Below are 19,833 nucleotides of genomic sequence, written 5' to 3'. Positions count from 1 at the left end.
CAGCACGACCCTGAAATCGGAATGAAATGGATTGAAAATCCGGCTATCACTGATTTAAGGGGTGAAGATCTGTGTTTTCTTATGTTGCGAATAAGCCTGTGATCGCAGAAAATGAGAACCACAAGCGAAGAAGGGAGGTAAATAGTTAGTCCATCGTACATTAACCGAAAGCAGTCATCTGAAGAATCAGCTCCATTGCAGTCACGCCACCTACTTAAGAAGGAGAAGTGAACATTCATGCGCAATATGGGAGTAAGGAGCAAGCCCTTTTTTATCCTCTTCATGAGTTTTCTGCTGGCACTAGGAAGTCTGCCTCTGGCCAATCGTTCCGTTTCGGCCGCAACGTCATTCAGCAACGTATCGCTGAACACCACGACACCGGCGTTGTACGACAAATTCGAAATGACTTTTAATTTGAGTTCCACGTATACAAATCCGTTTAATCCGGACGAGGTCAACGTGACTGCAACATTCACGACGCCATCTGGAGCGGTGGAATCCGTTCCTGGCTTCTACCGGTCCGATTCCTCTCCTAAATGGGCTGTTCGTTATTCCCCGCGCCAAGCAGGCGTACATAGCGTCGTGCTGAGCGTTACAGATGCCAGCGGGACAGGAACATCTTCGTCCTATACCTTCACGGCGGGCGGAGCTGGCAGCAACCGGGGCTTCATGACGGCGCAGGGCGACCGTTTCGTGGACAGCTACGGCTCCCAGCTGACTTTGCTTGGCACAAACTTTGCCTGGAATAACACGCAGGATTCGACGGCAGTTACTACCGAGATTCCGAATTTGCTGCCAGCCAAAATGAACTTCCTCCGCGTATGGTATTCCTGCTGGTGGAGCAGCTTTGCGCCGGAATGGGGTCCGATTACGGCTAATGAAGCAGGTCTTAGCATCAATTATGCCGGTATCGGCAAGTATCAGCTCGATAATCAGGCGCGCATGGATCAGATGCTCGACACGGCAGCTGCGAACGGCGTGTATATCATGCTGACGATGAACAGCTTTGGCGATATGTACTACCAATGGAACGTTAACGCCTATAATCAGGCCAATGGCGGTCCATCCACGTATTCCGAGAACAATACCGACTTCTGGACGAATCCAACGTCAATCGCTTATCAGAAGAAGCTGCTCCGGTATATGTTTGCCCGCTTCGGTTACAGCAGAGCGCTTGGCATGCTGGAATATTGGAACGAGTCTGACAACCGCGTAGATACTTCCGCCGCCAATCGTGCCAGCTGGCACGCGGCGATGGACAACTACTGGAAGAGCCTCGACTTCTATCATCACCCGACAACAACAAGCTACGCCTGGAAAGACCATGCAGGCTCCGGGCAGCAAACATGGGAGACGTTAACCACGCTTACCGCTACAAACGTTCACCGGTATGATACCAGTGCCAATGTCGTAGATGTATGGGAACAACAAATCGACAATCTGCATACGCTTGCTCCGGGCAAACCGGCCTTCATCGGGGAAGTAGGGAAGGAGCATACCGACCAGACAACGGATCCTACAATCGATGAATACATGCATAACTCGTTATGGGGTCCAATCTTCCGTGCGGGAGCAGCGGGAGGCAGCTTATGGTGGATATTTGAAAGCGGTTTCGCTTTGCCTTCGAATTTCAAAGCCATCTATACGCGGCTTGCGAACTTCATGCAACCTGAAGAAGATCATCTGATTAACATGCCATTCGTAGACTATGGCTTGCAATCGAACAGCACGAAGATTGGCGGCTATAAAGACAATTCCCGCGCCTACCTCTGGATCAATGATACGCAGGCCAATCATACGGTAACGAATCCCAGAACGGTATCCGGGATGAGCTTTACCATTCCAATGCCTAACAACTACTACAATGTTTCCTACTACAATACGTATACCGGCACGTATGGCGCGACAAGCAGCGTTCAAGCAACCGGCGGCAATCTGGTACTTAGCAATGTGCCTTCCTTCAGCCGCGACATTGCGGTAAAAATCGAATGCGAAGGCTGTAACACGCCGGATACAACAGCTCCAACGGCACCAACAAACCTGACTTCGCCTTCGAAAACAGACACTACCGTCAACCTGTCCTGGTCGCCAGCGACTGACAATGTCCGCGTAACGGATTACGACGTGTACCGCGGGTCTACGAAGATTGGCTCTACTGGCGGAGCAACGACTTATGCGGCAACTGGCCTGACCGCAAACACGGCATACAGCTTCACGGTAAAAGCGAAGGACAATGCCGGCAATGTATCTGCGGCGAGCAGCGCATTAAACGTAACGACTAATCCGCCGGATACAACGGCCCCTACGGCTCCATCCGGATTAACTTCGCCTTCGAGGCTGGATATTTCGGTTAATCTTTCTTGGACGGCATCCACCGATAATGTAGGAGTATCCGCTTACGACATTTACCGGAACGGCAGTCTTGCAGGAACGGTCAGCGGAACATCCACGACTTATACGGATACGGGCCTGACGGCTCTGACGACTTATTCGTACTATGTCAAGGCAAGAGACGCGCGCAACAATACTTCTGCCGCAAGCGGTACAATCAGCGTAACAACACTTGCGCCGATTCCGGTCAACAAGCTGCAGAATGCTGGCTTTGATACAAGCAACAGTAATAACAAACCGGATCAATGGGTCTGCGAGAATGATTATTTCTGCTATCGCGATACAGCCGTTAAACGCAATGGAACAGCTTCAATGAAGATGACGGGGGACACCGGTCCATGGCTTGCTTTCTATCAGGATGTGAACGCTTCGGCAGGGACTGCTTATACTTTCGACGGTTACTATAACGCGGCGGCCAACAGCGGTACAACGATTGAATTCAAGCTGCGCTTCCTGGATGCTTCTAATAATGTGCTGCAGGATAACCTGCTGTACACGCATACGGGAACAAACAGCGGATTTGCCAATGTGAACGGTACCCGGACAGCTCCGGCGAATACCGCCAAAGCCCGCGTGTACATTTACATGAAAGACCTGCGCGGCTCGCTTTATTTCGACGACTTTTCCTTGACTGACGGAACAGGAGGACCTGCCGACACAACAGCGCCAACAGCGCCAACGGGATTGACTTCACCGTCGAAGACGGCAACAACCGTTAACCTGTCCTGGACGGCATCAACGGACAATGTAGGCGTAACCGGTTATGACATCTACCAAGGTGCAGCACTAATCGGTTCGACGACTGGCGCAACAACGTACCAGGCAACAGGATTAACGGCCAATACGGCATACAGCTTCACGGTAAAAGCAAAGGATGCGGCGGGCAATGTTTCCTCGGCAAGCAGCGCCTTGAATGTGACAACCAATGCCGCAGCCGATACAACGGCGCCAACAGCGCCAATGGGATTGACTTCACCGTCGAAGACGGCAACAACCGTTAACCTGTCCTGGACGGCATCAACGGACAATGTAGGCGTAACCGGCTATGACATCTACCAAGGTGCAGCACTGATCGGTTCGACGACTGGCGCAACAACGTACCAGGCAACAGGATTGACGGCCAATACGGCATACAGCTTCACGGTAAAAGCAAAGGATGCGGCGGGCAATGTCTCGGCGGCAAGCACTGCGCTTAATGTGACTACCGATGCATCATCAGGAGGCAGCGGCAACCTGCTGACCAACGCCGGCTTCGAGACGGACAACGGCAGCAATCGTCCATCCTCCTGGATCTACGAACAGGATTATTACGTTTCCCGTAATACATCTACCTACCGTTCGGGCTCGGCCTCCATTCGCATTAACGGCGATTCGGGTCCTTGGTTTGGCTGGTATCAGGACGTCAATGCTACGGCGGGCAGCTCCTATACGTTCGACGGATATGTGAATATTACCGCCAACAACGGAAGCACCCTGCAGTTCAAGGTACAATTCTTGGACGCTTCCGGCACGATATTGGCCGACAATACCATCACAACCTTCAACGGCACGACGACCTCCGGGTTCGTGAATGTACATGGTACGTATACCGCACCCGCCAATACAGCTAAAGTCCGCGTCTATACGTACTTCAAAGACATGAGAGGTACATTCTTCTTTGACGATTACTCTCTGACAAGTAATTAATAGGATGAGCAGCAGAGCGGTTCCATCACGGGGCCGCTTTTTTTGTGATGCTTAAGCGAAAAGCAGTTGTTAGCGAAATCCAATTATTTGGACCCTGTCTTTAATTTTCGAGCAAATGAAAGCCCAGCTGTGATCTTATCTATCGAACCATACAGCTTGGCGTCTATCAAACCGTCATCATCTACATAGAGGGACTTAGCGAGCCCAGGTACATCATTGAAGCTAACCATGACCATCTCATGGGGGGCTTATTTTGCAGCTGACTCCATCGCCAGACCGATGCCGGCAAGACCTCCGATGGACCGCGTACACCTCCTAAAGTCGAGAAAAATTATAGTCAAGGGACCGATACGGACTTGCATTCCTTTCCAGTAAAGTTAAGATACAAACTTAACCGAAGGGAAGCGTTTCTATGCAAGGCAATTCCAAGCAAGTCATGCCGCAACAAAGATTGTTTGAGGGGGAAAGAGGACTTGTCCTGACAGGTCTTCTCGGATTTTTGCTTGCGGCCGCATGCGGTATTTGGACACTGATTAACGGCGGGGAGGTTGCACCGGGAGGCGATGTCTCGAAGGCGTTCTCCTTTAACGCTGCTCTCGGCATCTTTATACTATCGACGGCAGCCATTGTACCATTCTCCGGCATGGGAGCGAGAGGCCGGAGAATTTTTCGGAGAGTTTATATCGGTCTTGCCTTATATTCCTGCGGAGCAGAAACGATTCAAAATTTCAGAGGCGTCAATCCCAGATTTGTGGATAGCGATTCGATCTTTGATCAAACGGTAGGGAATCTGTTCGCCTTTGTCGCGTTGTTTCTGGTTCTATTCTATGTCTATTTAGGGGTACAGTTTTTTCGGGTCAAAGCTTATAAGATCCGTCCATTAATGGCATTAAGTGTTCGATATGCCATGATTGCCGTCATTATTTCTTTTGCAGCGGGCATCTGGATATCTGCCAATCAAGGCCGGTATACCGGGGCGGAAGGGAACATCATTTGGCTGCACGGGTTTGGCTTCCATGCGCTTCAAGCGGTGCCGCTTGTTGCTTTGCTAGCGGAACGAGTCCGCACAAACGCGTTTGTGCGGCATGCATGGATTCATCTTGCGGGCTGCAGCTATCTCTTTGGTCTTGGCGCAATCGGATGGCAGACGATGAACGGTCATACGATTTGGGAATGGTCGTTTATGCCAATGGCCGCAGCATTCTTTTTCCTGATCTCGCTGGCAACCGGTGCTGTAACGCTGCGCAGAGCCGTTTTTGACCATAAGCCGGATGGACGCAACAAAGCTTCTGGCTTCTAATATGGGGCAGTTAACTACACGGATACTAGAAATAGTGGTATACTGTTTGCAAAATCCAAAGTAGAAAAATAGTAGATTTACGCGGACCCGCATCTTGCGGGTCTTTTATGTAGTAAATCGATAAGGAGGCTGGAACGATGAATGAAGCTAATCAACCGGACATGTATGCCCATGCATTCCAATATGCTCCGATCGGAATCGCTTTAATCTCGCTGGATAACAGATGGATCGACGTAAATCCGGCCGCGTGCCATATTCTCGGATTTGAACGGGACGAGCTTATGAGCAGTGATCCAAACGAATTGTTTTTCTCTTCCGAGGATGATATGCTGCGCGGTCAGCTCGCTCAATTGCTCGAAGGAGAGATCTCGGCTTTTAAGCTGGAAAGAAAGCATATTCACAGGAAAGACGCCATGGTATGGACGTCTATGCATATTTCGCTTGTAAGAGATATCCCGGACGGCAAGTCCCCTTATTATATTGCTCAGATTGTCGACATCACTTCGACGAAGCGGACGGAGCAAAAGCTTCAGGAATCGGTGGAAAGGTACACATCGCTCAAAAAATATAACCATGACACGATTATCTCCTTCGATCTGCAAGGCAAGATTATTGGCGGCAACGTTATGGCGGAGAAGCTGACCGGACGGCAGGTGTCGGATTTGATTGGCACAAGTATTGCCGCTGTAATCGGAGAGGACACGCTTGCACGCATATTAGCCGATAACGAACCTTATACCGAGATTGAAGGTTCCATCACCCATGTACCTCATTATGATGGTTATCATGTGGAGGTTCTGGTGACGATCGCGCCGATTATTATTCATAACGTAAGTATTGGCTTCTACTTGTTAATCAAGGATATTACTGAACAGAAAAAGCTGCTGATCGAGAAGGAAACCGCCGAGAGAACAAACGAAGTGAAAAGCGAATTCATGGCAATGATGAGCCATGAGATTCGCACCCCAATGAACGGAGTAATAGGGATGACCGATTTGCTTCTGGATACGCCGCTTAATGAAGAGCAGAAAGAATACGTCTCTATTATCCGCAAGAGCGGGGACACGTTGCTTGGCATTATTAACGATATTCTCGATTTCTCCAAGGTGGAATCGGGCAATGCGGAATTGTCGGAGGAGCCGTTTGATCTCAATGAGGCAATCATGGAGACGTTTGATACGCTCATGCCAAAAGCGATGGAGAAGAACCTTATGCTTAACTTGTCCATCAAGACAGGCATTCCTCAGACCATTATTGGCGACCCTCTCAAGTTTCGCCAGATTATGCTGAACTTGATCGGCAATGCCATCAAGTTCACGCCGAATGGATCGGTCTCCGTCTTTGTTGACAGAGCAGATTGTGTTGGCGATCAGATTCGACTGCACTTTGCCGTCAAGGATACGGGGATTGGAATTTCGGAAGACAAGCTGCCGTATTTGTTCGAACCGTTTTATCAAGCCGATCATTTTATGGTTAGACAAGCCGGGGGTACCGGCCTAGGTCTCGCTATTACGCGCAAGCTTATACAGTTAATGGACGGCGAGATTTATTGCGAGCCGAATCCGGGGGGCGGAACGGTCTTTTATTTCCATATACTGATACGAGCGGAGTCGCTCCCTGCCGTTGCGGCTTCCGACAATCCTATGGATAAGCTGCCAGAGCCGGCCGATGAGCTGGCCATTCTAATTGCGGAGGACAATGAAATTAACCGGCTGGTACTAATCCGAATGGTGGAGAAGCTTGGTTATCGTCCCGTTGCGGTTGGCAACGGCGTACAGGTGCTGGACGAAGTTCATAAAAGAAAGTATGATATCGTGTTTATGGATATTCAAATGCCGGTGATGAACGGACTGGAAGCGACGAGACTCATGCGCCAGACGCTTACCCCCAAAGACCTGCCGTACATAGTTGCCGTGACGGCGAACGCTCTAGTCGGCGACCGGGAGCGGTACATGAACGAGGGGATGAATGAATATATCAGCAAGCCTTTGCAGAGCTCCTCGGTCCTGGCTGTCATACAGAAATGTCTCGACAGCAAGAGAATAAGGGAAGGGCAGCAAACCAGGCTGCTTAATTAGAATATCTTTATTAACCCGCGCAGGTGCGCGGGTTTTTTAGTGGAAGAATAGGATCTTGATCCATGCAAATATAGCATGAAAACGTTACTAATTTCTGCGGTATTTTGGGAGTAGCGGTTATGCTATAGTTGTCGCATTCGAGTTGAATTCTATAGAGGACGTGATAGCTTGATCGCAGCAATAAACCTGGACGGTATTTGGCAGTTTGAATTGGATGAAGAAAAAAGAGGCTTCCAAGAGCCTTTAAACGATACGATTGCTTTGCCCGGCACGACTTCATTCGCGAGAAAAGGTAAGCGCAATCATGCTGCGCATGCGGATTCGCTTACGGACGAGTATGCCTTTGAAGGATGGGCTTGGTATTCTCGTACGGTCGATATCCCCGCTGAGCTGGCAGGATCGAACATCATGCTGTATTTGGAACGGACACGCGTTACGACGGTCTGGATCGACGGCGAAGAAGTCGGGACGCAAAATAGTCTAAGCGCGCCTCATCTCTATAACGTAACCGGGTATTTGCCGAAAGGCCTCCATACCGTGACGGTCCGCGTAGATAATACCAATTACCCGACCAAGGGCGGACATATGACTTCGCGTGACACGCAGACGAACTGGAATGGCATAACTGGCCGGATGGAGCTGCAATTCTATGGAGCCGTCTATCTGGAGGAGGTACGGACATATCCCAATCTACCGGACAGGTCCGTTACGATTAAGGCTAAGCTGACAGGAGCTTCAGAGGGAATGCTCCGTGTTACTGCCGCAAGTACAAACCGTACGAAGCAGCATGAGGCGGAAACAAGAACGTATTCGGTCAACGGCGGGGAATTTGAGCTTATTTACCCCCTTGGCGATGAAGCGCTTCTGTGGAGTGAATGGGAGCCCAATCTCTATAACCTGCAGCTTGAATTGAAGCAGGAGAACGGCAAAACGGACGTGCATGAGTCCGTATTTGGTCTGCGGAATTTCAAAGCGGAAGGCGACAGCTTCACGATCAATGGGGCAAAGACCTTTCTGCGCGGCAAGCATGACGGGTTGATTTTCCCGCTGACGGGTTTTGCTCCAACAACCGTAGAAGAATGGCAACAGGTACTTGAGACAGCGAAATCTTATGGCATTAACCATTATCGCTTCCACACCTGCTGTCCGCCGGAGGCTGCATTCGAAGCTGCTGATCGGCTCGGTATTTACATGGAGCCGGAGCTGCCGTTCTGGGGCACGGTAACGGATGAAACCTATGACAATCATAACGCCGCCGAGCAGCAATATTTAATTGAAGAAGGCTATCGGATGCTGAAGGCATTTGGCAATCATCCTTCGTTTGTGATGATGTCGCTTGGCAACGAGCTGTGGGGCAGCAAGGAACGTATTGATGAAATTTTGAAGAACTACAAAGCTTTCGACAGTCGTCCGTTATATACGCAAGGTTCCAATAACTTTCAGTTTGTCCCTGTTATTATGGAACACGAAGACTTCTTTAGCGGCGTTCGGTTCTCGCGGGACCGCCTGATCCGCGGTTCGTACGCGATGTGCGATGCCCCGCAAGGCCATATTCAGCTTGGACCGCAAGGTACTTTGAAGGATTATGATGAGGCAATCGTACCGCGGGTTAACGAGGGAGCAGCCACAGAGGACTTGGGCGAAGGCGGCACGATCCAGATTCAATACGGCACCGAGGCCAAGACAATCAAGGCGGACGCAGCCGAAGGCGAATTAGTGCCGCATATCCCGGTAGTCTCGCATGAGATTGGACAGTTTCAGACGTATCCCGACTTTAACGAAATTGCCAAATATTCGGGTCCTCTAAAAGCACGCAACTTTGAGTTGTTCAAGCAGCGGCTAGCGGAGAAAGGGCTCGACCACCTGGCGGAGAAATACCATGTCAGCTCCGGTCATTTGGCGGTCGAAAGCTATAAAGAAGAGCTTGAAGCCGCGTTCCGTTCCAAGCGGCTTGCCGGGTTCCAACTGCTTGACCTCCAGGATTTCAGCGGACAGGGGACAGCGCTGGTTGGCGTGCTTGATGCCTTCATGGAATCCAAAGGGCTAATCTCGCCGGAGGAATGGCGTACATTTTGTTCGGATGCCGTGCTGCTGGCACGGTTTGAGAAGTTCAATTACAAGGCGGATGAGCCATTTGAAGCGGCCGTCCAGCTTCGTTATCTGCGTCCCGATCCGCTGGACGGATTTAAGCTGCAGTGGAAGTTGACTGCAGGAGAAGTGCGGCTGGCTGGGGGAGAAGCTGTTGCTTCCGTTAATGGGTCGGGTGATTTTGTGGACATCTGCCAGATTGCTTTCGCTATGCCTGATGTCCCTGTGATGACGAAGACAACCTTGCAATTGCTTATCGCGGGAACGGATATCCGGAAGTCCTATGATTTGTGGATTTATCCGCACCGGGTTGAAGCCGATAGAAGCGGCATTCACGTATTCGAGGAGTTAAACGCCGAGGCTGCTGCATGGCTCGAGCGTGGCGAGCGTGTCGTTCTTCTGCCTAAGCTGGACAGGCTCGGGAACTCCATCGAGGGGACTTATTGTGTCGACTTCTGGTGTTATCCCATGTTCCGATCCATCTCGGAGAGCATGAATAAGCCCGTGCCGGTTGGTACAATGGGACTCTTGATTGAAGAAGAGCATCCGCTGTTTAAGCATTTCCCATCCGAGATGTATTCTACTGAGCCATGGCGGCAGATCGTCGAGAATTCCCGCTCGATTATTCTCGACGGTACCGACCGGGCTCTGCAGCCAATCGTGCAGACTATCGATAATTTTGAACGCAACCATAAGCTGGGCATGGTATTCGAATGCCAGGTGGGAGCAGGCAAGCTGCTTGTCTGCGCCGTGGATGCCGAGCAAGCAGGAGAGTCGTTGGAAGGAAGGCAATTCCTGCACAGCTTGTTCAGCTATGCTGGATCGGAAGATTTCAGACCGCAAGCGAGCCTCGAGTTGTCCAGACTTCAAGAGCTGCTTCAATAATAGCATTTAAGCAATGTAATACGCCTGCTTTCGGTAAAGCCGAAAGCAGGCGTATTTGCGCTTTCCTCTCGTAGGGGTACTACAAAAGTTAGAACTCAATAGGAACGTATTGAAGGTATATCATTTGGTAGAAGAAGGAGGAATGCGTTCATGTTAAGTCGAAAATGGATAGCGTTATTATTCTGTATAACAGCGATGTTTTGGATAGTTGGATGGGTCATTTGCAATCCTTGATAAGGATGCGAATACCTTTCGGCAAGGGAGTCATATTTTCACATACAGGCTTATGATGTGATTCGTTTGTATTGGGAATAAAGTCCAGTTTTTATTAATCTCTTCTTATTTATGATTCATGTTCCAATTTATCGAGTATGATTTGGAATGAGGATCTGCCGGTTTTCATGGGGAAAGCCGGGTAAGGAGGGATCGATACGGATAAGATATGGCGAATCCGGAGCATGGTTAGAGACTACGCGGAGGCGGCGTACCAATTCGTCCGGGTAAAGCGTTATCCTTGGTTAACGACTATTTACGCGATCTGGTGCTGGGTTTCGCTGCTGCTCTTCATTGCGGGGTTGTTCATGTATCGCGATTCCCGTACCATGCTGGTCCAGTATCTATGGTCGTTTTACGTCATGCTGCAGTTCTGGCTGTTATGCCGGAGCAAGACCTTTACATGGAAAAAAACAGCCCTGTTTATGCTGCTTGGCATTGTACTCGTGATCCCGATTACGGCATGGACCCTTATGGGGGCGCATGGCTTGATTGGCGGAAGGACTTCGGACACCTGGTCGATAGCCGTGATCACTCCCATTGTGGAAGAGGTATGGAAGCTGCTTCCTCTTGGCCTCTATCTATTCTTCTCGCGCCGGGCATCGTCGATGAGCCTTGGCGATTACACCCTGGCGGGAGCGGCAGCCGGGGTAGGCTTTCAATTGATGGAAGAGCTGAGCCGAAGGTGGCTCAATTCCGGTATCATCGGCCGAACCTATGGTTACAGTACCACGATGCTTGGAGGAGAGACCATCCATTGGGACTTCTGGACGCTGTTTCCGGGCCGGTTCGAAGAAAGCTTCTTCCCGACGATCATGACAGTCAGCCATCCCGTGCACACAGCGATGGTCACTCTCGGAATAGGGCTCGCTGTACGATTCCGCAAGCGGCTGACGAATTGGATATATGCTCTACCGGTGGTGCTGCTCGCCTGGTCAATTCTCGAGCATGCCGCTTACAACGGGCAAAACGCTTTGCCCGATTGGGTTATGCGAATGAACGAGTGGACCGGCAGCGGCTATCATACGAAAAATATTTTTCTGCTCATGCTGCTCTTGGGGTTAGTATTGGATTATACGGCTTTAAATCGGGTTAAAAGCAAACTCTCCATGCTGCCAAGCGACCGGTACATAGACCCGCTAAGTGAGCTCATTCATCTGTGGGGATCATTTTTCGGCAGGAGAGAAGGCTTCTCCAGCATGATGGCATGGATACGGGAACGCCGGGAAATGGGATTTATTCTGCTGTATGGGAACGCCGAGGCCCTATCTGTCCAGGAAGAATTACGAGGCCGCATGCAGAAGCATTTACGAACAGTCATGGGCATAACCTTACTGCTGATTGGGGCTGGACTGCTCGCAGGGTTTGCAGCCTATTGGCAAGGGCATGCGCAGCTCGATTCATCGGCCTGCTTCTCCTGCATGTTCGATTCGCTGCAAAATTGGTGGGATCGTCTCAGCTTCAGGGAGAAAGGAGCGATCCTGCTTGGAGCATTTGCTCTAGCCCTGTTGTTTGTAGGATTCTGGCCGGCATTAGGCTTCGCCTTGACAGCAATTAGCATCCCCGGCAGCGGCCATGAGATCGCAAAGAATATCCGTGATCCGAAGAGGCTGCTCACGCCCGAGAATGCGATAGCTGCTCTGATTGCTCTTGCGCTTAGCCGCGTACCGTTGGGACGATTGGCCAAGAAGGGCGGGGAGCGTCTCAAGAATTGGCTGGAGAAGCTTATCAAACGGCGGCATAAGCCCGAACCGGACATCCCGCGCAAGCCTGACGTTGACGGACCAAAGGAGAAACCGGATCCAGATAAACCGGAGGAACAGGCTCCTCCGAAAGACTCGGAAGATTATGTGCACTGGAGCAAAGCCAAGTATAAAGGCGTGGAGTTATACGACAGCAAGAACGGAGCACTAGGCGAGTTTGATGGCATCGACGTCGAGAATGGCATTTTTTACGAAGCCAAGTCGGCGGAGGGTCTGAATCGCATACATCCCAAAACCGGCAAGCCGCAGCAGACGCCACAGCAATTCACGGATAAACAGCTATATCAGAAAACAAAGACTCGAATCAATAACTTGATGCAAAAAGCGGTCGGCACGCGTACCACACCTGACGGTACATCCGAGATTCCGGCCCTGGAAGATATTAAGAACATCCGCAATTTCCAGTTCCAGCTTGATGGAGATACGCCGGAGCTGCGGGCTGCAGCAGAGAACAGCTTGAACCGTCTACGGCAGGAATTCCCGGATTACACATTTACGATAAGATTTGGAGTGAAGTAGACATGTCGATTAGTGCATTTATTGTGGATCCCGAAGACGAATTCGAGCGTTCGTTTATGCTGCCGGTTGCAACGGAGTCATTTTATAAACAGTACTGGGAACCGGCAGCCGAAGAGCTGGGACTCGAGTGGACTGCTTTATTTCAAGGCGGCACGGACGTCGAGCAAGAGGATGTGCCGAAGATACTGGAGGAAATCGCTCAATTGAAGGAATGGGTAAGCTCCAAGATGAGCGGCGAAGCTCAAGAGCATATGCTGCGCAGGTTAAATCTGCTCGAGATCGGACTGCCAAGCGCATTCCGGCGAGACGGAACGGTTGTTTATATTGGATAGTGAATTTATCGGTAGAGCAGGTGCCAATGGCATCTAGGAAGGAAGGACAGTGCCCATACTCCGACCCGGCTACCGAAGCAAGAATTAGCATCGCAACGCAATGGATGGAGTGGGCTAAAACATCATGTTATACTTGACACATTATCCCATGGAAGCGGAGGTTATGCAGCATGTTGGATGACAAAGAGAGTAAGCTCTATGCAAAGTCTTCATTATAAGCAACGGCGGTTGTTTGTATAGAGCTAAAGCGTGAAACCGCCTGATCAGGTGAAATAAATTTATAATGAGACTTTGCTGCCTTAAAATAAATTCTTTTAAGGAGTAGAGTGATCATGAAATATATAAATGCAGATGTATTGCCTGAGGAGCTGCTGAAGGAAGTACAGAAATATGTGAATGGCGCGTTGATTTATGTGCCTAAAGCTGAAGGGGCGCGTCAGGGCTGGGGCGTAATTTCGGGCAGCAGACAAGTGATCCGCCAAAGAAACGAAGAAATTCGTCAACTGTTCTCTCAAGGCGCTGCCATTGATCAGCTTACGGAGCAATTTTTTCTAGCCCGGGATACGATCAAGAGAATTGTGTATACGAAAGTAAAATAGAATGTTTAGAGAAAGCCATATCAGAAGAGATTCTGATGTGGCTTTTTGTGTATAAAACAGGTTAAAACCGTTTCTTACCTATCACAGTTCGCTAGGTGCTGTTAGAATAATCATCAAGTTCGGCTTCCATATTTTCCTTGGTAAGGAGGGTATTATGCAAAGAGATGACAGAGAACGCCGGAATGGACATCATGGCGGAATTGTTTGGCTTACCGGCTTATCGGGAGCGGGAAAATCCACCTTGAGTCAATGCGTCGAGCATGAATTGTTCAAAATGGAATTTAATTGCGTGGTTATAGATGGGGATCAGCTAAGAGCAGGCTTGAATCAAGACCTCGGATTTTCGGAAGACGAGCGCAAAGAGAACCTACGCCGTGCAGCCGAGGTGGCATCCATGTTCCTGAATGCTGGATTTATCGTCCTGCTCGCGATGATAGCACCAACAAGATCTGTAAGAGATGCAATTAGGAAGCGGTTTGATTCGGCCGACTTTGCGGAGGTTTATGTAAAATGCTCGCTTGAGACCTGTGAACGACGCGATCCCAAAGGGCTTTACTTGAAAGCTAGAAGGGGAGAATTACGTCACTTTACAGGGATTGATGCCCGCTATGAGCCGCCAATTGACCCAGAGCTTATCGTAGACACGGAGTATCGCTCTATAGAGGCCTGTTCGCAAGAACTTGCGGCGTTTATTTCTCATAAGTACAAATACCAATTAGAAAGCGAGGAAGCATGATGACAGCTCCTGCATTAAGTTACACGATTTGGTTCTCTCAGAGGACGGGAAGTACACTGCTTAATACTGCGCTTGCCTCCACGGGAGTAGCGGGCGACCCTAGCGAATGGCTGCATTTTGAGCATAGAGATCCCGCAACCTTCCGAATGGAGGATCTTGAACAGATAAGGGAACACGGAACGACGCCTAACGGTGTATTCGGGATAAAAATCCAATTTGAACAAAGATGGGTGGATGCTTTCCGGACGCTGCTCCATGTCCCGAATCACGCTGCCCGGGCCGAAGTGTGGAGCACGGCCTTCCCTAATTGCTCCAAGCATATCTATATGACTCGCCGCAATAAAGTCAGATTGGCCGTCTCTTGGTGGCGGGCCATTGTATCCGGCGAATGGCATCGCACATTCGGAGAGACGCCGCAGGAGCATGATATTGCCGATCAGTACAATTTCGATGCCATTAATCATCTCCTGCTCGAGAGTACGATGTGTGAAGCGGCATTAGAGGATTTCTTCTCGGAGACGAAGATTATTCCGCTTACCATTGTGTACGAAGATTTTATCGAAGATTACGAGGGAACGGTTCTGAAAGTGCTGGAGTATCTGGGCATCCCCGCAGACGGCGTTACTGTTGCTCCGCCCGCACTCGATAAATTGGCAGATGAGGTGGCCGAGGAATGGGTGCAGCGGTATCGCGAAGAAAGGCAGAAAGATTGGGAGATTAAACGCTGGTAGTTCTCTAACGCGATCGCATTGGAAGTAACTACCACGAACTGATGTATGAGTTCGGTAAGGGCGGAATCGGGGACTTGCAAGAAGAGACAGTCAGCTAATGCTGATTGTCTCTTCTTGTTTGCATTCATTAGAGATTTAATCGAGCTCTTAATTGCTCTTTCCAGCTGTTATGGAATTCATGAGACGAACAAGCGAAAGCATCTTCGAAATCATTAGGTTTTCGGATGATTTTATTCAGAGTTTCTATGCCATATTTATTTAGGACGAACTCACATAAAAGATAGGAGAACTGAAATCCCTTCCTCGTTTCGAAATCCCAAGAGTTATCCTCCAGCTCAGTTAGAGCAGGCAGTTCCCCTTGCTCGACTAACTCTCTTACGGAATCGTTTATATAAGCTTCGGTCATTAAGCCCGCTTCATACCCGCCTAATCCCTGGTAAAGCCATTTTGGCGCATACGGATTGATATCTTTCACCAGCCACATGGTAAAGAGATGCACCGTTGATTTGAGAATAGACTCGTAGGTGTGCTCAGGTCCGGGATTTAAAGGGGATGTTATCCTAATGGTATTTCCCTCTATCATTCCCATAAACCAGTCAGGTGCGTCAGGCTCATGAACGGCCAAGTGGAAGGTATGAAGATCGGGATAAATCTCAATCGTCATTTTGCTTGATGGTTTGTGATGAAGTTTACTGCAAATGCGGTCAACATTGGCTTTAAGCTTCGCAAGGACGTCCCGATAGATTTTATCATCTGTAGGGATGGACATAGACTCACTATCTTTGCTAACAACCGCAATATGAAGGGCTTCCATTATTCTTTGAACCTCCTCGGTCTGAAAATCATTTCTTAATTTGGTTAAAGCCCTGTATAAACGGTTTTTCACAGCGCTGGTCTTCATCCCGACAAGCTCGGATACTTCTCTTAACGTGCATCCAACATCATAATGCAGAGAGATGATCTCTCGATCGAGCGGGTTCAACTTAACGAGAGCCATGGAGATATCGATTCTTAACTCCACATTTTTCGTGAATTCGACTGCAATGAAACGTCTGTCCGTATCCAGCAGATCTACAGCATCTTCTTTGATGCGATGCTGTTTTCTTAGTTCATTTTTTAGAGAGTTGCCAGCAATACTGCTTAACCAAGTGAACTCACTTGAGTCTCCGCGGAACGTGTGAAGATTCTCCATTGCTTTGACAAAAGTTAATTGCGCGATGTCTTCCGCTGTTTGCGTATCGGTCTTTAGAGAGAGGAAGCGTCGAATTTTATGATGATATTGCTCGTATAGTTTTTCAATTTTGTCATTAGGCCCAGACATCAAGTGAACCTCCTTTGCTTTCACATATCATTAGACACCTCGGAACAGAAAAAGGCCACAAAGCCAATTTTTTTACGAGTAGAATAGCTGTAAAAATGCAAAAAACCGACACATGAATGTGCCGGTAAAGTTTGAGAATGGACTCCCTAAAAATGCCATGGATAAATAATACTATACAAAAATTTTCACCATAAGTCTATACCTTTTTTGGCATTAATTGTATGGTTAATAGGCGGCCGCAATACGCTTGAAAGGGAGAAATTCTGGATGATTACACTTCGAAAGACCCGCTCAATACTGTTGGATTCCTTATAAAGACGATAATGCGGTTGCCGGAAAGCTATACGAGAGCTTTGGCTTCCGTAACAGCGGTGAAATCATACATGACGAGCTGATCTCCGTGTTAAGACTATAACGATACCGGAGATGCGAGGAGGGAATAAAGGTGGATTTTACAGAATGCATGAAGGATGCTTTGGCGAAGTATCCTTTCAGAAAGCCCGTCGGTGAACTCATTCGTCATAATGAAAATGTTACTTATAAGGTGATTGAAGAAGCATCGGGCGAGACTTACTTGCTGCGATTGCATAAGCCGATTGCCTCCAGCATGGCAGGAGTTCAGAATTCGATTAAGGCTGTCCAATCGGAACTGGATTTTCTGATGGCTTGGTCTGCTCATTCCGCATTGCCTGTGCAGACGCCCGTTCCAAATCGCCAAGGAAGCTTGGTGACAACGGTGGATTGTCAGCATGAAGAAGTAGCCTGCTCCATTTTACGGTGGATTGACGGAGAGATCGTCTCTAAGCAAGACTTTAATAACGAAGAGTCAGCACGAACCTTAGGAATTCTTATCGCTGATCTTCATCGGTTTTCGCAGCGTTATAAGCCTGAATCCGATATGGTTAGGCAAAGCTATGGGATGGAATGGACAAATAGCCTGTTAACCAAAATGCGTGATGGTCATGAGAGGGGCATTCTCACTGCTGAAGAGTTTCGAAGCATAGAATTAACCCTGTTCATGATTATGGACCGGATGAATGGCTGGGAGAAAAAGCAGGATAGCTGGGGATTCATCCACGCTGATCTGAATTACAGCAACTTGATATCCTCCTCAAAAGGAATTTCATTCATTGATTTCGGCTTATCGGGACATGGCTATTACGCGATGGACGTTGCGATGGGCGCTTTGCTGGTCCCTGGTGCCTATCGTGATGCTCTGCTGTCCGGCTATACCTCTCTCCATGGCAAGAGTATCGATCATATCCAACTGGAAGCCTTTATGTTTCTGGCCATAATGGGCTATTACGCTTTTGTGCTGGATCAACCGGATAAGCATTCCTGGATACGTAGTCATATTACAGGACACATTGAACATTTCTGCAAGCCTATGCTGAATCATGACAGAGTTTTCAATACGATTTGATTGGCTTGTACCCGAATTGCTAATCCAAGCTGCCGAACGATAATCGGCAGCTTGTCTTTTAGCGTGTGTTCAGTATAGATATACCTGTTTGTTACCAACCCGCAGTTGATTCTAAAAGGTAAAATGAAGAGGACTATGTTATGAAAAGGTAAGCGATAAGGAGGAGTTATCTATGAATCAAACCTTAAACGATCAATTATTGGAAGCCGATATCGCATCGTTGCAAACGGCCATGGAAGCGGGAGAGTTAACGTCGGAGGAGTGCGTACGCTGGTATTTGGAACGGATCGAACGGTTTAATCCAAAGCTAAGAGCAGTACTGGAACTTAACCCTGAGGCAATTGCGATCGCGCGTACGCTGGATGCCGAACGGCGTCAGCATGGTGCCCGAGGACGACTGCACGGCATTCCGATCTTGCTTAAGGACAATATCGATACAGGAGACGGCATGCATACCAGTGCCGGCTCCGTTGCTCTTGCTGAGCATTTTGCTCCTCAAGATTCAGCCGTGGCCGAGCAATTGAGGGCAGCAGGAGCCGTGCTGCTGGGCAAGGCCAATATGACGGAATGGGCGAATTTCATGTCCGGTACGATGTGGTCGGGCTATAGCTCGAGAGGAGGGTTGACCCTTAATCCATATGGACCAGGAGAGTTATTCGTGGGTGGTTCGAGTTCCGGCTCCGGTTCTGCGGTTGCTGCAAATCTATGTACGGCTGCAATTGGAACCGAAACATCGGGATCAATCATTAGTCCTTCCTCGCAAAATGGTATTGTTGGGATAAAGCCGACAATCGGGCTTGTTAGCAGAAGAGGAATTATCCCGATAACGCATAGTCAGGATTCAGCCGGCCCAATGACTCGAACGGTCCGAGATGCCGCTATTTTGCTCGGAGCAATGACCGCTTCTGATCCGGAGGATTCCGCAATGAAAAACGATCAGCGCATAGCCTATGCCGATTATACGATTTTCCTCGACGCAAGCGGTCTGAAAGGCGCGAGAATCGGCATTCCACGCCATTACTATCAAGGGCTCGATGCCGCGAGAGCTGAGATTATAGAAAGGGCCATTACTTTATGCGCGGAACAAGGAGCCATTATAATCGATCCGGTGTCGCTGCCTTGCGAGAACGCCAAGTGGGATTGGGATGTGATGCGGTTCGAGTTCAAAAAAGGGCTTAACGATTATTTAGCCAAAGCTGGAAACGGCGCTTATGTCCGGACATTAGACGAGCTTATCGCTTATAACGAAGCGAATCGAGATATAGCCTTGAAGTACGGTCAAAGCACGCTGATCTGGTCTAACGAAACCAGCGGCACGCTAACTGAACCCGAGTATGTCGAGAGCTTAAGGCTTAATCGTGAGGTGGCGCGCGAGCAAGGGATTGATCACGCCATGCGCGAATATAAACTGGATGCTCTGCTGTTCCTGGGCAACGAGGACGGACTGGATATTTCCGCCCGCGCCGGATACCCGGCCATTACGGTACCGGGCGGTTATGCGGAAACAGGCATAATAGCCGAAGGAGGCTATACCACTAAAGGCCCGCAAGGAATTACATTCGTGGGAACCGCGTACAGTGAGCCTACACTGTTTCGCTTAGCGTACGCATATGAACAAGCGAGTAAATGCCGTCGCGCGCCGATTGATCCGGTGTAAAATCTAGCAGCGATTCAGGAACAAGGTTCCTTCGAATCATGGAATAAGATT

At 49.2% G+C, this 19,833-nt stretch carries 12 protein-coding genes; 11 read left to right on the top strand and 1 reads right to left on the bottom strand.

The window, feature by feature from the left end; genetic code table 11:
• The first annotated feature begins 237 nt into the window (after positions 1 to 237).
• The 9 genes from M3194_RS31645 (at position 238) to M3194_RS13505 (ending at position 15,381) form a co-directional block, all read left to right on the top strand.
• Positions 238 to 4,077: a fibronectin type III domain-containing protein gene (locus tag M3194_RS31645; RefSeq protein ID WP_397334316.1), complete on the top strand. Its 3,840-nt coding sequence runs from the start codon at positions 238 to 240 to the stop codon at positions 4,075 to 4,077.
• Positions 4,078 to 4,489: 412 nt separating this feature from the next.
• Positions 4,490 to 5,377, top strand: a complete 888-nt coding sequence (locus M3194_RS13540; protein ID WP_251654607.1) for a hypothetical protein — start codon at positions 4,490 to 4,492, stop codon at positions 5,375 to 5,377.
• A 137-nt stretch (positions 5,378 to 5,514) separates the two neighbouring features.
• Complete coding sequence (locus tag M3194_RS13535) at positions 5,515 to 7,455, top strand: PAS domain S-box protein (protein ID WP_251654606.1); 1,941 nt, start codon at positions 5,515 to 5,517, stop codon at positions 7,453 to 7,455.
• Between the two features lie 168 nt (positions 7,456 to 7,623).
• Positions 7,624 to 10,428 (top strand): sugar-binding domain-containing protein, encoded by a 2,805-nt coding sequence (locus M3194_RS13530; RefSeq protein WP_251654605.1) that lies wholly within the window; start codon positions 7,624 to 7,626, stop codon positions 10,426 to 10,428.
• A 458-nt stretch (positions 10,429 to 10,886) separates the two neighbouring features.
• Positions 10,887 to 12,983 carry a PrsW family intramembrane metalloprotease gene (locus M3194_RS13525; RefSeq protein ID WP_251654604.1) on the top strand — a complete coding sequence of 699 codons (2,097 nt, stop codon included), beginning with the start codon at positions 10,887 to 10,889 and terminating at the stop codon, positions 12,981 to 12,983.
• 2 nt (positions 12,984 to 12,985) lie between these two features.
• Complete coding sequence (locus M3194_RS13520) at positions 12,986 to 13,315, top strand: hypothetical protein (RefSeq protein ID WP_251654603.1); 330 nt, start codon at positions 12,986 to 12,988, stop codon at positions 13,313 to 13,315.
• A gap of 332 nt (positions 13,316 to 13,647) precedes the next feature.
• On the top strand, positions 13,648 to 13,914 hold the full coding sequence (locus M3194_RS13515) for a CD3324 family protein (RefSeq protein WP_251654602.1): 267 nt from the start codon (positions 13,648 to 13,650) through the stop codon (positions 13,912 to 13,914).
• 154 nt (positions 13,915 to 14,068) lie between these two features.
• Positions 14,069 to 14,650 carry an adenylyl-sulfate kinase gene (gene cysC / locus M3194_RS13510; RefSeq protein ID WP_251654601.1) on the top strand — a complete coding sequence of 194 codons (582 nt, stop codon included), beginning with the start codon at positions 14,069 to 14,071 and terminating at the stop codon, positions 14,648 to 14,650.
• Complete coding sequence (locus tag M3194_RS13505; RefSeq protein ID WP_251654600.1) at positions 14,647 to 15,381, top strand: Stf0 family sulfotransferase; 735 nt, start codon at positions 14,647 to 14,649, stop codon at positions 15,379 to 15,381. The genes cysC and M3194_RS13505 overlap by 4 nt, the downstream gene beginning before the upstream one ends.
• 127 nt (positions 15,382 to 15,508) lie before the next feature.
• Here the strand turns inward: M3194_RS13505 and M3194_RS13500 are convergent, their stop codons facing one another.
• Positions 15,509 to 16,702: an RNA polymerase sigma factor gene (locus M3194_RS13500; protein ID WP_251654599.1), complete on the bottom strand. Its 1,194-nt coding sequence runs from the start codon at positions 16,700 to 16,702 to the stop codon at positions 15,509 to 15,511.
• A 445-nt stretch (positions 16,703 to 17,147) separates the two neighbouring features.
• Between M3194_RS13500 and M3194_RS13490 the strand changes: the two genes are divergently transcribed.
• Together M3194_RS13490 and M3194_RS13485 are read left to right on the top strand one after the other, a co-directional pair.
• A complete protein-coding gene (locus M3194_RS13490; protein ID WP_251654598.1) occupies positions 17,148 to 18,125 on the top strand; it encodes a phosphotransferase enzyme family protein in 978 nt (325 codons plus the stop codon).
• Positions 18,126 to 18,297: 172 nt separating this feature from the next.
• A complete protein-coding gene (locus M3194_RS13485) occupies positions 18,298 to 19,782 on the top strand; it encodes an amidase family protein (protein WP_251654597.1) in 1,485 nt (494 codons plus the stop codon).
• Positions 19,783 to 19,833 lie beyond the last annotated feature (51 nt).

Source organism: Paenibacillus glycanilyticus (assembly GCF_023715145.1).
Lineage (GTDB): Bacteria > Bacillota > Bacilli > Paenibacillales > Paenibacillaceae > Pristimantibacillus > Pristimantibacillus glycanilyticus_A.
Note: the sequence above shows the minus strand (reverse complement) of the source record. Positions and strands in the feature narration are given on the sequence as shown.

Coding starts and splice junctions, on each gene's coding strand:
- M3194_RS31645 (WP_397334316.1), top strand. CDS start 238: ATGCGCAATATGGGAGTAAGGAGCAAGCCCTTTTTTATCCTCTTCATG.
- M3194_RS13540 (WP_251654607.1), top strand. CDS start 4,490: ATGCAAGGCAATTCCAAGCAAGTCATGCCGCAACAAAGATTGTTTGAG.
- M3194_RS13535 (WP_251654606.1), top strand. CDS start 5,515: ATGAATGAAGCTAATCAACCGGACATGTATGCCCATGCATTCCAATAT.
- M3194_RS13525 (WP_251654604.1), top strand. CDS start 10,887: ATGGTTAGAGACTACGCGGAGGCGGCGTACCAATTCGTCCGGGTAAAG.
- M3194_RS13520 (WP_251654603.1), top strand. CDS start 12,986: ATGTCGATTAGTGCATTTATTGTGGATCCCGAAGACGAATTCGAGCGT.
- M3194_RS13515 (WP_251654602.1), top strand. CDS start 13,648: ATGAAATATATAAATGCAGATGTATTGCCTGAGGAGCTGCTGAAGGAA.
- cysC (WP_251654601.1), top strand. CDS start 14,069: ATGCAAAGAGATGACAGAGAACGCCGGAATGGACATCATGGCGGAATT.
- M3194_RS13505 (WP_251654600.1), top strand. CDS start 14,647: ATGATGACAGCTCCTGCATTAAGTTACACGATTTGGTTCTCTCAGAGG.
- M3194_RS13500 (WP_251654599.1), bottom strand. CDS start 16,702: ATGTCTGGGCCTAATGACAAAATTGAAAAACTATACGAGCAATATCAT.
- M3194_RS13485 (WP_251654597.1), top strand. CDS start 18,298: ATGAATCAAACCTTAAACGATCAATTATTGGAAGCCGATATCGCATCG.